This window comes from Gilliamella sp. LMG 34360 (genome assembly GCF_984568995.1).
The window spans coordinates 3,036,655-3,051,736 of the sequence record NZ_OZ474900.1 but is presented as its reverse complement, the minus strand read 5'-3'; the positions used below and the strand labels follow the sequence as shown (position 1 = coordinate 3,051,736).

Genomic DNA, 15,082 nt, shown 5'->3' with positions numbered 1-15,082 from the left:
TGGGTAAAATTTTTTGATAGCAAAACAGGTGTATTTCGTTGTCGTAAATTAGGAGGGGCTAACTTTGTCTAGTAGAAATTTATTTAACATATAAATAAAATCTTGTTGATTAGCACTGCAACTACTTTGGGTTTAGTTCTGTATAATACAAATAATATGTATGAAGTAGAATGTAGGGTTAATGTTTATTTATAAAAATAATTAAAACATGATGTTGTGAATTTCTCTATTATCTTATATTCAGTGTTTATCAAAAATTTATGTAATTTAATATTTTTTCATCAACTCAATATAAACTGTTTTTAAGATAGCCATAATGTGCAGTTTCTTTTATACTATTGTTCTATTTTTTACCTGTTTTGGTTTCAAAAAGAGTAATTAGTATGAAAATTTTAGCTGGTTCTTCTGCTTTATCCGCATTTCGTATTAGTAAAATCCTATCTGTTTGTCATGAAAAATCCATTCCTGTTATTAGCCTTGAAGCACAATTTGTCCATTTTATTGATTCAATTAATGAGTTCACAGTTGAGCAACAATTAACACTTGATAAGTTATTACAATATGGTCCCAAATCTGTTCACATAGATAGAGATTGTAAAACCAAAAAACAACTTTTTTTAGTCACCCCTCGTGCCGGTACGATTTCCCCATGGTCATCAAAAGCAACTGATATTGCTCACAATTGTGGGTTAACTCAAATTCGTCGTATTGAGCGGGGTATTGCTTATTATGTTGTAACAAGTTCGCCTTTGACGCAGTCTCAGCAAGATAAATTTGCCGAGTTGATTCATGATCGTATGATGGAAACCGTATTAACCAGTTTTGATCAAGCAGAACAATTATTTAAAGCCGATAAACCAGCACCAGTAACTGTTGTGGATTTATTAGGTCAAGGGCGTCAAGCATTAGAAGAGGCTAATATCAAGTTAGGTTTAGCGTTAGCATCTGATGAAATTGAGTATTTAGTTGAAAATTTTCAAAAATTAAATCGTAATCCGACAGATATTGAGCTGTATATGTTTGCTCAAGCAAACTCAGAGCATTGTCGACATAAAATTTTTAATGCAGATTGGATTATTGATGGTGTTAAGCAACCTAAATCACTGTTTAAAATGATCAAAAATACTTTTGAAAATACACCTGATTATGTGTCATCTGCTTATAAAGATAATGCTGCGGTTATGGATGGTTCTAAAGTAGGCAGATTTTTTGCAGATTATGGTAATCGAATTTACAGTTATCATCAGGAGTATGCTGATATTTTAATGAAGGTTGAAACTCATAATCATCCAACAGCAATATCCCCTTGGCCGGGCGCAGCAACGGGTAGCGGAGGGGAGATTCGTGACGAAGGTGCGACAGGAAAAGGCGCTAAACCAAAAGCTGGATTAGTTGGTTTTTCTGTTTCAAATTTACGAATTCCGAATTTTGAACAGCCATGGGAACAAGATTTTGGTAAACCCGACAGAATTGTAAGTGCTTTTGACATTATGATGGATGGTCCTTTAGGTGGTGCCGCATTTAATAATGAGTTTGGACGTCCCGCGTTGTTAGGCTATTTTCGTACCTATGAGGAAAAAGTAAATAGCTTTAATGGTGAAGAAGTTAGAGGTTATCATAAACCTATTATGCTAGCTGGTGGTTTGGGAAATATTCGTCGTGAACATATCCAAAAAGGGGAATTCCCTATCGGCTCAAAATTAATTGTTCTTGGTGGACCAGCTATGAATATCGGTTTAGGAGGAGGGGCGGCCTCTTCAATGACATCAGGGCAATCTCATGCTGATCTTGATTTTGCATCAGTTCAACGTGATAACGCTGAAATGGAACGTCGTTGCCAAGAAGTAATCGATCGTTGCTGGCAACTTGGTGATGAAAACCCTATTTTGTTTATCCATGATGTTGGTGCTGGTGGCCTATCTAATGCTATGCCGGAACTAGTTAGTGATGGTGGCTGTGGTGGTCAGTTTGAACTGCGCAAAATATTAAGTGATGAGCCAGGCATGTCACCGTTAGAAATTTGGTGTAATGAATCACAAGAGCGCTATGTATTGGCAATACATCCAGAAAGCCTTGAATTGTTTGATGAACTTTGCCAACGTGAGCGTGCTCCTTATGCAGTAATCGGTGAAGCAACAGTTAATAAATCAGTGGTTTTACATGATGAATATTTTAATAATAATCCGATAGATTTACCGTTAGATGTTTTATTAGGTAAACCCCCAAAAATGCTACGTGAAGTTAAATCTCAACAAGCTCATGGTGATAACTTTTCAACAGATGATATTAATTTATATGATGCTGTTAAACGGGTTTTACATTTGCCAACTATTGCTGAAAAGACTTTTTTAATTACCATTGGTGACCGATCAGTAACAGGAATGGTCGCACGCGATCAAATGGTTGGACCTTGGCAAGTGCCTGTAGCTGATTGTGCGGTGACTACAGCTAGTTTAGACAGTTATTATGGTGAAGCCATGTCTATTGGTGAACGCGCTCCAGTTGCTCTGCTTGATTTTGCTGCATCAGCAAGATTAGCTGTTGGTGAAGCAATTACCAATATCGCGGCGACTAACATTGGCGATATCAAACGGATTAAGCTTTCGGCTAACTGGATGGCTGCTGCGGGTCATCCAGGTGAAGATGCCGGTTTGTATCAAGCAGTTAAAGCTATTGGTGAAGAGTTATGTCCTGCTTTAGGGTTGGCGATTCCTGTTGGAAAGGATTCAATGTCAATGAAAACAACATGGCAACAAGATGGTGAACAAAAAACAGTTACTTCACCGTTATCGTTAGTGATTTCCGCATTTGCTCGAGTTGAAGATGTTCGTAAAACTGTCACACCACAATTATGTACAGATGAAGATAATTTATTATTGCTTATTGATTTATCCAAAGGTCATCAAGCATTAGGAGCAACTGCATTAGCTCAAGTTTATCGTCATTTAGGGCAAAGAACAGCTGATGTTCATGATGCTAATGAATTAGCGGCTTTTTATCAAGCTATCCAAACATTAATCGCTGAAAATATGTTGATTGCTTATCATGATCGTTCGGATGGTGGTTTATTGGTTACCTTAGCGGAAATGGCATTTGCCGGGCATTGTGGTATTGATGTTGATATTCATACGCTAGGTAGTGATGTGATTGCTTCACTATTTAATGAGGAACTGGGTGCCGTTATTCAAATTCATAGTAGGGATTTAGATAAGGTTATAGCATGCTTTAAGCGCTTTGGGCTTTCTCATGCGATTCATACGTTAGGTAAAGCTGAAGCAGGGCAGCAATTCATTATACGTAATAATGCTGCTGTAGTTTATAGTGAATCTCGTTTAATGTTAAGAACGTGGTGGGCTGAAACCACATGGCAAATGCAGCGTTTACGCGACAATCCAGTGTGTGCCGATCAAGAACATCAGGCTAAACAAAATGAGGACGATCCGGGCTTGAATGTGCGACTTACGTTTGATCCAACGCAAGACATTGCCGCACCTTATATTGCAAAAGGAGTGAAACCGAAAGTTGCAATATTACGTGAACAAGGTGTTAACTCTCATGTTGAAATGGCGGCGGCATTTGATCGAGCTGGTTTTGAATCAATTGATGTCCATATGACTGATTTATTATCAGGTCAGGTGACATTGGATCAATTTAATACTCTTGTTGCTTGTGGTGGTTTCTCATATGGTGATGTTTTAGGAGCAGGAGAAGGCTGGGCTAAATCAATTTTATTTAATGAAAAAGTTAGACATGAATTTGAACAATTCTTTCATCGCAATGATACTTTATCACTCGGTGTCTGTAATGGTTGTCAGATGATGTCGAATTTGAAAGAGCTAATTCCTGGTGCTGATTTGTGGCCTCGTTTTGTGCGTAATTTATCAGAACGATTTGAAGGACGTTTTAGTTTAGTTCAAATTCAATCTAGCCCTTCATTACTGTTTACTGATATGGCGGGTTCACATATGCCAATTGCGGTATCACATGGAGAAGGGCGAGTTGAAGTTCGTGATGATGTTCATTTATCTAATTTAGAAGCATCAGGATTAATTACTGTTCGTTACATTAACCATTTCGGCGATGTAACGCAGCAGTATCCTGCTAATCCAAATGGCTCACCAAATGGTATTACGGCGGTAACTTCAAGTGATGGTCGTGCAACTATTATGATGCCTCACCCAGAACGAGTATTTAGAACCGTAACTAATTCATGGCATCCTGATAATTGGGGAGAAGATAGTCCATGGATGCGAATATTTCGTAATGCACGTAAACAGTTAGGGTAATGTAATATAAAAAAACGCCGACATTTGTCGGCGGTTTTTTTGTTAAGTGAAAATGGTTACATTAAACACTAGCATCTTGTGTTTGTCTTGCTACAAGTGGTTGTGATAACGTACTTGCCATTTTTCGAAGTAATGTTTCTGTTTCATTCCAGCTGATACAAGCATCGGTCACGGATACTCCATATTTAAAGTTTTCTTTTGGTTGCTCAGAAGATTGATTACCTTCAACCAAATTACTTTCAATCATCACTCCAATAATTGAGTTATTGCCATGTTTGATTTGCTCAATAATTGAATCGGCAACAATTGGTTGGTTACGGTAATCCTTATTAGAATTGGCATGACTACAGTCGATCATTAAATTTGGTAACAACCCTGCTTTTTTCATCTGTATTTCACATAGTGCGACATTTTCAGCATCATAATTTGGAGCTTTACCCCCACGTAAGATCACATGTCCATGCGAATTACCGACAGTTTGTAAAACCGTCACTTGACCTTGCTGGTTGATACCTACAAAGCGGTGAGGCATAGAAGCTGACTTCATGGCATTAATTGCGACATCTAAATTACCATCTGTACCATTTTTAAAACCGACTGGCATGGATAAACCTGATGCCATTTCACGATGGGTTTGTGATTCTGTGGTTCTTGCACCTATGGCAGACCAGCTAATTAAATCGGCAATGTATTGTGGTGTGTTTGGATCCAATGCTTCGGTAGCGATAGGTAAACCAATTTTAGTGATATCAAGTAATAATTTACGGGCTTTTTTCAGTCCATGCTCAATATCAAATGAACTATCCATATGTGGATCGTTTATCATACCTTTCCAACCAACAGTTGTTCTAGGTTTTTCAAAGTAAACACGCATAACAATAAATAAATCATTACTGACTTCGTCAGATAATTTTTTTAATTTATGTGCATATTCAATGGCTGCTTGAGGATCATGGATAGAACATGGGCCACAGACAATAAGTAATCGCGGATCTTTTCTTTCTAAAATATCAACTACAGTTTTGCGTGATGAGGCAATTTGGTTTTCTAATTCTGGAGAAAGTGGATAAAGTTGTTTTATTTCATCAGGGGTGATTAACATATGCTCATCTCTAATTCGAACATTATTCAAAGTATCTTTTAACATTTTGCTTTCCTTATGAAAATCTTTTAAACATTTTATATGTAAAATATTAATTACATAAACGTCCACTATGTAAACACAGAATTACATAATAGTAAATAGAATTTTTAATTTTTATATCATTATGATGTTTTTATAATGTTTTATACGCTATATAATGGCGTTTTTTATAAATTAGTGAATTTATAAGTTATCCGTTAGTGGTGTAATAAAAAGTTTACAAACAATCTGCTTTTTAATTTATCATGGATAATGGACATTAGTAGCGACTGGTTTTTGTTAACAAATAGTTGTAATGTGTAAAATTGTTAATTTAGGAACAATAAGCAATGCATCAACAAAGACGATATATTCATATAATGGGGACTATAATTGAAATATGGTTGTTGGACGATAATGCAGAAGTGTTATTAAATGAAGCTGAAAGGCGGTTGATAGATTATGAGCGCCGTTTTAGTGCCAATAATCCTAAATCAGAATTAATGAAGATAAATCATAATGCTGGTGTTAAATTTGTGTCAGTTTCAGCAGACCTTTTTGCATTAATTAGGATTGGTAAAATCCAAAGTACTATTGATAATAGTTTTTTAAATATTGCAATAGGGCCTTTAATTCAAACTTGGCGAGTTGGTTTTTATGATGCTAGATATCCTTCTGATATAGAAATACAACAAAAATTAAAGCTTATTAATCCTAATAACATTGTTTTAGATGAATCTAATAATTCAGTCTTTCTTGCTCAATCGGGAATGGCTATTGATTTAGGTGCATTAGCTAAAGGTTTTTTTGCTGATAAAATCATTGAGTTTTTTAAACAACAAAATGCCAAAGCAGCATTTATTAATTTAGGCGGAAATGTTCTAACTTTTGGTGATTGTCCTTTTCATGATGATGGATACTGGCGAGTTGGTATTCAGAATCCTTTTCAACCGAGAGGAAATGTTATCACTGCGCTAAAAATTAAAAATCAGTCAGTAGTAACATCAGGTATCTATGAACGAACATTTAATTATAATGGCAAAACCTATCATCATATTTTTAATAGCCAAACCGGGTACCCCGTAGAAACAGATCTAGCCAGTATCAGTATTGTGTCAAAAAAATCGCTAGGCGGTGAAATTTGGACTACTCAGCTTTATGGTGCAAGTGCTCAGTATGCTATATCAGCTATAAATAAAATACCTAACATTGAAGGAATGATTGTTACAGTTAATCATAAGTTTGCTTGCTCAGATGGTTTGCTTACTCAATAAAGTATTTTACAAATTAAATTGGTATTAGTTAAATGACATCGCTTCACGATTCAGGGATGATATAAAAATATCAACAAGTCCCTTTTCCGCTGAATTTAAAGTTTTATTTGCAGAGTATGCAATAAAATAATTAAGCGAAATCAGTTCTAATGGCAATGGTAATAAATTATAAGCTTGATCATTTTTTTTACTACAAATATTGACACTTTCTGGAATAAAAGTGATGCCAATCCCTTTTTTGGCTAACTCAACAAGTGTAAAAATATTACTACTTTCAAGAATTATTTGGGGTTCGATTTTATATTTTTGAATTAGATATTCAATCTGATGACGAATCGCTGAGCCATGCGCTGTTAAAATAAGTTTTTCTTGTAGTAACTTTTTTATAAACTCATCATTAAATTCAAGTATTTTAGGATTTTCTTGATAAAGTTTTGAGCTTTGCGGGATTAGCGCATAATAGCAATGTTTGCCACAAGCATGACTAATTAAGTTTTGTGATATTGTTTCGGGATTTTGTCCAATAAAAAAATCCAACATATTATTTTCTGTTTTTTCTTCAAGACTTGTTGGCGTATATTCATGTAATTCAATTTTTATATTTGGATATTTTTGCATAAATGCAGGCAAAAATAGTGGCAGTAAATATGTACCTAAACTAGGTAATACACCTATTTGAATTACGGTGTAATTTGTATCCTTGTACTTTTTGATTTTTCGTTTAAATTGTTCTTGTTTGTCCACCAGTGAAACTAGATATTGATAATAAATTTTACCTGCTTCTGTTAATTGTAAAGGAATCGTTTGACGATTAATGATTTCAATACCAATTTGGTTTTCTACTTTTTTTATTGTTTGCGTTAAATATGATTGAGAAATATAAAGATTTTTTGCAGCTTTGGTAAAATTGCCATGTTTAAGTAAAACATCAATGTATTGCAGCATATTTAATGAATTTATTTTAGTCATTTTATATCTCATTTCCTGTTTTACTATGTTATAACAAATTGCTTATAACCCTATAATTAATCAGCTATTTCACAAATGGATTTTTCTGTTCTAAACTAACTTTTATAAGCATATTACCCCAAAATAAACATACTAAATCTAATAATTAAATATACAACTGTTTTGCGGGATTTCTAAAGAATTTATTTTGAAAAAGTTAGATATTAATAAAATTTGTACTGAAAGGTACTAAGTGAGGTTTTAAAGTGAAATTTATTGGCATAGTTGGCACAAATTCGGATCGTTCAACTAATAGAAAATTACTCCATTTTATGAAAGCGCATTTTGCAGACAAAGTAGAAATTGAAGTCTGTGAAATTAAGTCGTTGCCCGCATTTAATGAACCTAAAGATAAAACGCCACCTTCAACAGTAAAAGAGTTATCAGATAAAATTGAAGATGCTGATGGGGTAATTATAGCCACACCAGAATATGATCATTCAATTACTGCTGCTTTAAAAAGTGCTATTGAGTGGTTGTCTTACACAACTCGTCCACTAATTAATAAATGTGTGATGATTGTGGGGGCTTCTCATGGCTCGTTAGGTTCTTCAAGAGCACAGGCACATTTACGGCAAATTTTAGATGCACCAGAGTTAAAAGCACGAATTATGCCAAGTTCAGAATTTCTTTTAGGGCATTCTCTCCAAGCTTTTGATGAAAATGGTGATCTTATCTACCACGATAAAGTTAAAGAATTAGATGAATGTTTCGATGAATTCATTTTGTTTGTTACTCTTACTAATGAATTACTCAAGAAAGCAAAATTTAATACGGAACAAAATAAGAAATTTAGTTGGAAACAAGCAGCTGAAGAAGGAGCACTATAATGAAATTAATTGGAATTGTTGGAACAAATGCTCAGGAATCTTATAACCGTATCTTATTACAATTTATGCAAAAACATTTTGCTAATAAAGCTGAAATTGAAATATTAGAATTGATTGATGTGCCAATGTTTAATGAAACAGATGATCAATCTAATAATCTGGTTATTCAGAATTTTAATAATAAAATTATACAAGCAGATGGTGTAATTATTGCTACTCCAGAACATAATCATTCTATTCCATCAGCACTAAAAAGTATTATTGAATGGCTATCATTTAATTTACATCCATTTGATGGCAAACCAGTGATGATTGTAGGTGCTTCTTATGATGTGCAAGGTTCATCAAGAGCACAATTACATCTAAGACAAATACTTGATGCGCCAGGTGTAAATGCCACTGTTATGCCAGGCTATGAATTCTTGCTTGGACGAGCACATGAAGCATTTGATGAAAAAGGTGATCTCAAATCAGAACGTACTATTGATTTTTTAGATAGTTGTTTTTTCCGTTTTATTCGCTTTACCCAAGTTGTTAGCTTACTTAATGTTCCAGAGGAAATCTCTTTTGAACCGGGAAGATATTGTGTTACAGCACCAGGTCATAACGGTGATTTACCAATGGTGGTTGTACTGTCGAATGATCGTATTGAGTCAATTGATATTGATACTGAAGGTGAATCAGAAGGCATTGCTGATGTGGTATTTAAACGTATTCCATCACAAATTCTTGAAGGACAAACTCTTAATGTGGATATTTTATCAGGTGCCTCCGTCACCAGTAATGGTGTGATTGATGGTGTGGCTAAAGCAATTAAGATGGCTGGTGCTAATCCTGATGTTTTACGTAAACGACCAAAAGCTCCAAGTGCGATTGATAATAGCGATGTGCAATATGAAACTGATGTGGTTGTCGTGGGTGCTGGTGGTGCTGGTTTATCCGCTGCAGCAAGTGTTTTACAAGAAGGTAAAAAAGTTATAGTTGTTGAAAAGTTCCCTGCTGTCGGTGGTAATACTGTCCGTACGGGAGGACCAATGAATGCGGCCAATCCTAAATGGCAAAATACGTTTGCTGCTATTGCTGGTGAGAGTCATACTTTACAAGAAATTGCCACAATGGATGAGTCGACTATTGATTCTGAATATCTTGATGATTTTAAAATATTAAGACAGCAAATTAATGATTATCTGGCTGAAAATAAAGATAAGACCGGTTATTTATTTGATTCTGCGTTGTTACATCGTATCCAAACCTATCTTGGCGGTAAAAGAACTGACCAGTTAGGCAATGTAATTTATGGTCAATACGATTTAGTTAAAATTTTAACTGATGAAGCGTTAGATTCAGTTAAATGGTTGGAAGATATTGGTGTTGAATTTGATAAACATGATGTGACAATGCCTGTTGGGGCATTATGGCGTAGAGGTCATAAACCACTAAAAAGTGAAGGTTATGCTTATGTTTCAGCGTTACAAAAATATGTTGAAGAGCATGGCGGTATGATCATTACTGATACAGCAGTAAAAGAGCTATTTGTTGAAAATGGACAAGTTGCAGGAGTGATTGGCAGTGGTTTAAATGGTAAAAAAGTTACTGTGAAAGCTGATGCAGTTATTTTAGCTTCTGGTGGTTTTGGTGCTAATACCAAAATGTTAAAAGAATATAATACCTATTGGACAGAAATTGACGATGATATTAAAACATCTAATTCGCCTGCTATTACTGGTGACGGTATTGTTTTAGGTCAAAGTGTTGGAGCTGATCTTGTTGGTATGGGCTTTTCACAAATGATGCCTGTTTCTGATCCTGAAACAGGTGCGTTGTTTAGTGGATTACAAGTTCCTCCTCAAAACTTCATTATGGTTAATAAGCAAGGTAGGCGTTTTGTTAATGAGTATGGTAGTCGAGACAAACTTACCCAAGCTGCAATTGATAATGGTGGGTTATTTTATTTAATTGCTGATGAAGCAATCAAGAAAACTGCTTATAACACTTCTCAAGAAAAAATTGATAAACAAATTGCGGCTGGCACGTTATTTTGTGCTAATACTTTAGAAGAGTTAGCACAAAAACTGGGTATGGATGCAAACGTCTTCAAACAGACTATAACTAATTATAATAGTTATGTTGATGCTGGAAACGATCCTGAATTTGGAAAAGATGTTTTTGATTTAAAAGTCCAAATTCCTCCATTTTATGCTACACCAAGAAAACCAGCTGTTCATCATACTATGGGTGGACTAAGGATTGATACACAAACCCATGTGTTAGATAAATCAGGACAAAAAATTAAAGGCTTATATGCCGCAGGTGAGGTCGCTGGCGGTATTCATGCAGGTAATAGGCTTGGTGGTAATTCATTAACCGATATTTTTACTTTCGGGCGAATTGCTGGCAAGACTGCATTAAAGGATATAAATCTAAGAATGGAGTCTAATAATGGTAAAAGCGAAAAATTATGTTAACAGATGGATTATTCTAGTTGCATCAACATCAATATTACTTTGTACTGGTGCTATTTATGCCTTTAGTGTTTTTGCAGGACCGTTGAGTACTGCAAAAAATTGGAGTATGTCAGATGTTATGATTGCATTTGGCATAAATTCCGCCGTTGGGCCAATTCCTATGATATTAGGTGGTTTTTTAACGGATAAAGGTTTAGCTAAATGGTCTAGTGTTATTGGTGGTTTGTTGTTTGGGCTTGGGTTTTATTTGAGTGGTTATGTGACCAGTCCTTTGATGCTTTATATTACTTATGGTTTATTAAGTGGTTTTGGACAAGGATTAGCTTATTCAGGTTGCTTAAGTAATACAATTAAATTCTTTCCAGATAAACGTGGACTTGCGTCAGGCATTATTACTGCTGGTATGGGAGGTGCAGCAATTATTGCTGCACCAATCGGTAACTATTTGATTGAAAGTTTTGATGTGCTGTATGCATTTAAAATTTTAGGTTGTACCTATATCGTGGTTGTTATGGTTGCTAGTTTTTTTATCAAAGTAGCACCAGCTAATTATCAACCTGAAGGTTGGGTTCAAGCAAACAGTCAACAAAGTAAACCTATCATTAATAAAAACTGGCAAGAGATGTTAAAAACGCCATATTTTTATCTAATTTTCTTTATGTTAGGTACTGGCGCTTTTTCCGGATTGATGATTGCTTCAAATGCTTCTGGTATTGGGCAAAATATGTTTGGATTAACATCTGCCCTTGCTGCTTTTTATGTCAGTTTATATTCACTAAGTAATTGTGCTGGGCGAGTAGTATGGGGCACTGTATCAGATAAATTAGGAAGAAATAAAACATTAGATATTATCTTTTCGGTAATTATATTTGCTTTTATTTCTTTTTTATTTATTCCATCACAAGCAGGATTTGCCATTGGGATAATCGCACTTGGCTTATGTTTTGGGGGCGTAATGGGTGTTTTCCCACCAATGGTGATGGAAAATTATGGTCCTGCCAACCAAGGTGTAAACTATGGCATCATCTTTGTTGGTTACTCTTCAGCTGCATTTTTTGCGCCAAAACTAACTGCTGATATTCTAGTCAATAATGATGGTGATTATACTAAAGCATTTTATATTGCAATTGCAGTGGTGTTCTTGGGGCTAATATTAAATCTTATTTATAAACAGATTAAAAAAACAAAAATGTAAAATTAAGTTATTTTTATTATAAAAAATGAAAGGCGTAATGTATCACGCCTTTTATTTTATAACAGAAATATTTAATATTATTAAAAATAGAGATTTAAACTTGTTGTATAGATTCAAATACTATCTCTTTTTTAATTCCATCAATAATTTCAGCATGTCCAATTTTAGTTGGTATTACTAGGCGTAATTGTCCTGATAGGACTTTTTTATCGCGCATCATATGTGGAAGGTAAGACTCTATGGACATTTGTTTAGGTTTTATTACAGGAAGTTTAGCTTTAATTAATAAGTTTTTTATACGATCAATATCATTATCTGTTAATTTATTTAATAATTTAGCGGTTTGAGCTGCCATGAGTATACCAACACTGATAGCTTCACCATGTAACCAATTGCCATATCCAAGTTCAGCCTCAATTGCATGCCCATAAGTATGGCCTAGATTTAATATAGCGCGCATATCTTGTTCAGTTTCATCTGCTGCAACTATTTGGGCTTTAAGTTGGCAACAGCGATAAATACAGTAACTGAGTGCTTTGACATCTAGATTGAGTAACTCTTCAATATGTATTTCTAACCAATTAAAGAAATCTTCATCTAAAATAATCCCATATTTTATGACCTCGGCCAGACCTGCGGAAAATTCACGTTGAGGTAGAGTTTTTAAGCAATTTAAATCAATAACAACTGATTGAGGTTGATAAAAGGCACCAATCATATTTTTACCTAATGGATGGTTAATAGCTGTTTTACCACCGACTGAAGAATCAACTTGTGATAATAGTGTCGTAGGCACTTGAATAAACTTAATTCCTCGTTGGTATGCCGATGCGGCAAAACCTGCAACATCACCTATTACGCCACCACCTAAAGCAATAAGTATGCTGTTACGTGTATGATTATTAGCAAGCAAAGCAGTTAAAATAGTATTCCATGTTTCCATGGTTTTATATTTTTCTCCATCTGGAACAATAATGGAATCCGTTTTCACACCATTCTTTTCTAGCATATCAATTAATGGTTGTAAATAAAGTGGAGCAATAGTTTCATTGGTAGCGATTAACACGCGCTGACCTGCCTGAAGTTTAAAATGGTGGAATTCATTTAGTAAATTTTCACCAATAATTATAGGATAACTACGTTTGGCGAGTGCTACATTTAAAATCTTTTGCATAATAATTTCCAATCCAGTCAAAGCTAATTTATTACTTCATGTTAACGATAAAAAAGTGGCAGCGCAACTTAGAATCATTTAAACTTAACGCCAATTTTTATTTGTGATTTTGAATTTTATATGTCTTTATCTACTGTTTTAGCACAAAAGAATTGGCGAGTTGGCGATATAGAGGGTAATACTGAACAAATTGTTGAGTTAATACATTGCCATTCATCTAATGACCTTATTATTTTTTCGGAACTTGCTATCTGCGGTTATCCGCCAGAAGATTTAATTTATCGTGCTGATTTTAAAGATCGGTGTGAAAGAGCGCTATCTTTAGTTCAACAGGCTAGCACTGATTGTGCTGTAATTATCGGTCATCCGCATTGGCAAGATGGACATATCTATAATGCATTATCCTTTTTTTATGCAGGAAAGTTATTAACGCGATATCACAAACAACAGCTACCTAATTATGATGTTTTTGATGAGAAGCGTTATTTTACCGCAGATAATCAGAGCTGTATTGTCGATTTTAAAGGTAAAAGAATTGGATTATTAATCTGTGAAGATCTTTGGCAAAATCAGCCTATCGATCAAATTAGTGCCCAGAATGCAGATTTAGTAATAACTATTAACGCTTCTCCTTATGACTATGAAAAGCAGCAGCGTCGACACGATTTAATCAAAGCCCATGCCATTCGAACCCGATTACCTATTATTTATGTTAATCAAGTTGGTGGTCAAGATGAACTTGTTTTTGATGGTGGGTCTTTTGTTTGCAATGAATATGGTGACATTGTTTGCCAACTAAAATCTTTTGTAGAACAAGTCACTTGTATTGAATTAGGTGTACCTAACCAAACTACCCTTGCTGAAGAAGAAAATCATCCTTTAGCGTCTATATATGATGCATTGGTACTTGCAACACGTGATTATATTACCAAAAATGGTTTTCAAGGCGCAGTATTGGGTCTTTCTGGTGGCATTGATTCAGCGCTAACATTAGCTATTGCGGTTGATGCACTAGGCAAAGATAAGGTGCAGGCTGTTATGATGCCATTTCGTTATACGGCTGACATTAGTATTGCTGATGCCAAAGAAGAAGCTGAAATATTAGGCGTGGAATTTGATATTATTTCGATTGAACCAATGTTTGACGCGTTTATGTCATCTTTAAAACCTATGTTCGCAGGGACACAAAAAGATACTACAGAAGAAAATTTACAAGCACGTTGTCGTGGCGTTATTTTAATGGCTTTATCTAATAAAAGGCGACGTCTGGTATTAACAACTGGTAATAAAAGTGAGATGTCAGTAGGTTATGCTACGCTTTATGGAGATATGGCTGGGGGCTTTGATGTGCTCAAAGATGTACCTAAAACTATGGTGTTTGCATTATCAAAATATCGAAATACCCGTTCATATGTTATTCCTGAAAGAGTAATTACCCGTCCTCCTTCAGCTGAATTGGCTCCAGATCAGAAAGACGAAGATAGTTTACCGCCATATGATATTTTAGATGGAATTTTGCTTGGTTATGTTGAACAAGATCTTTCTGTTGAACAACTCATTGAGCAAGGTTATGATGAAATTACAGTTAGACGTGTTATTAAATTGGTTGACATTAATGAGTATAAACGACGTCAATCAGCAGTTGGTCCAAAAATCACAATACGCAATTTTGGAAAAGGTAGACGTTATCCAATAACATCTGCATTTGGATTTAAAAATTGGTGATC

At 34.9% G+C, this 15,082-nt stretch carries 9 protein-coding genes; 6 read left to right on the top strand and 3 right to left on the bottom strand.

Annotation, left to right across the window (positions count from 1 at the left end; translation table 11 throughout):
• The first annotated feature begins 383 nt into the window (after positions 1–383).
• Complete coding sequence (gene purL, locus AC5LW9_RS13735; RefSeq protein ID WP_493456078.1) at positions 384–4,286, top strand: phosphoribosylformylglycinamidine synthase; 3,903 nt, start codon at positions 384–386, stop codon at positions 4,284–4,286.
• Between the two features lie 61 nt (positions 4,287–4,347).
• Here the strand turns inward: purL and AC5LW9_RS13730 are convergent, their stop codons facing one another.
• Complete coding sequence (locus AC5LW9_RS13730; RefSeq protein WP_198236452.1) at positions 4,348–5,433, bottom strand: 3-deoxy-7-phosphoheptulonate synthase; 1,086 nt, start codon at positions 5,431–5,433, stop codon at positions 4,348–4,350.
• 326 nt (positions 5,434–5,759) lie between these two features.
• Between AC5LW9_RS13730 and AC5LW9_RS13725 the strand changes: the two genes are divergently transcribed.
• Positions 5,760–6,683, top strand: coding sequence for an FAD:protein FMN transferase (locus AC5LW9_RS13725; RefSeq protein WP_493456077.1), 924 nt, complete (start codon positions 5,760–5,762; stop codon positions 6,681–6,683).
• A 24-nt stretch (positions 6,684–6,707) separates the two neighbouring features.
• Here the strand turns inward: AC5LW9_RS13725 and AC5LW9_RS13720 are convergent, their stop codons facing one another.
• Positions 6,708–7,652, bottom strand: coding sequence for a LysR family transcriptional regulator (locus AC5LW9_RS13720; RefSeq protein WP_493456076.1), 945 nt, complete (start codon positions 7,650–7,652; stop codon positions 6,708–6,710).
• A gap of 245 nt (positions 7,653–7,897) precedes the next feature.
• On the opposite strand from AC5LW9_RS13720, the gene AC5LW9_RS13715 reads away from it, so the two are divergent.
• The 3 genes from AC5LW9_RS13715 to AC5LW9_RS13705 are packed head-to-tail and all read left to right on the top strand — an operon-like array spanning position 7,898 to position 12,181.
• Positions 7,898–8,521, top strand: a complete 624-nt coding sequence (locus AC5LW9_RS13715) for an NADPH-dependent FMN reductase (RefSeq protein ID WP_198227517.1) — start codon at positions 7,898–7,900, stop codon at positions 8,519–8,521.
• Positions 8,521–10,986: a flavocytochrome c gene (locus AC5LW9_RS13710; protein ID WP_493456075.1), complete on the top strand. Its 2,466-nt coding sequence runs from the start codon at positions 8,521–8,523 to the stop codon at positions 10,984–10,986. Before AC5LW9_RS13715 ends, AC5LW9_RS13710 begins: the two co-directional genes overlap by 1 nt.
• Complete coding sequence (locus AC5LW9_RS13705) at positions 10,961–12,181, top strand: L-lactate MFS transporter (protein WP_493456074.1); 1,221 nt, start codon at positions 10,961–10,963, stop codon at positions 12,179–12,181. Before AC5LW9_RS13710 ends, AC5LW9_RS13705 begins: the two co-directional genes overlap by 26 nt.
• 94 nt (positions 12,182–12,275) lie before the next feature.
• Here AC5LW9_RS13705 and aroB read toward each other — a convergent pair whose 3' ends face one another.
• Positions 12,276–13,355: a 3-dehydroquinate synthase gene (gene aroB, locus AC5LW9_RS13700; RefSeq protein WP_493456073.1), complete on the bottom strand. Its 1,080-nt coding sequence runs from the start codon at positions 13,353–13,355 to the stop codon at positions 12,276–12,278.
• Positions 13,356–13,475: 120 nt separating this feature from the next.
• Here aroB and AC5LW9_RS13695 point away from each other — a divergent pair, with 120 nt between their 5' ends.
• A complete protein-coding gene (locus tag AC5LW9_RS13695) occupies positions 13,476–15,080 on the top strand; it encodes an NAD+ synthase (RefSeq protein WP_493456072.1) in 1,605 nt (534 codons plus the stop codon).
• Positions 15,081–15,082: the final 2 nt, after the last annotated feature.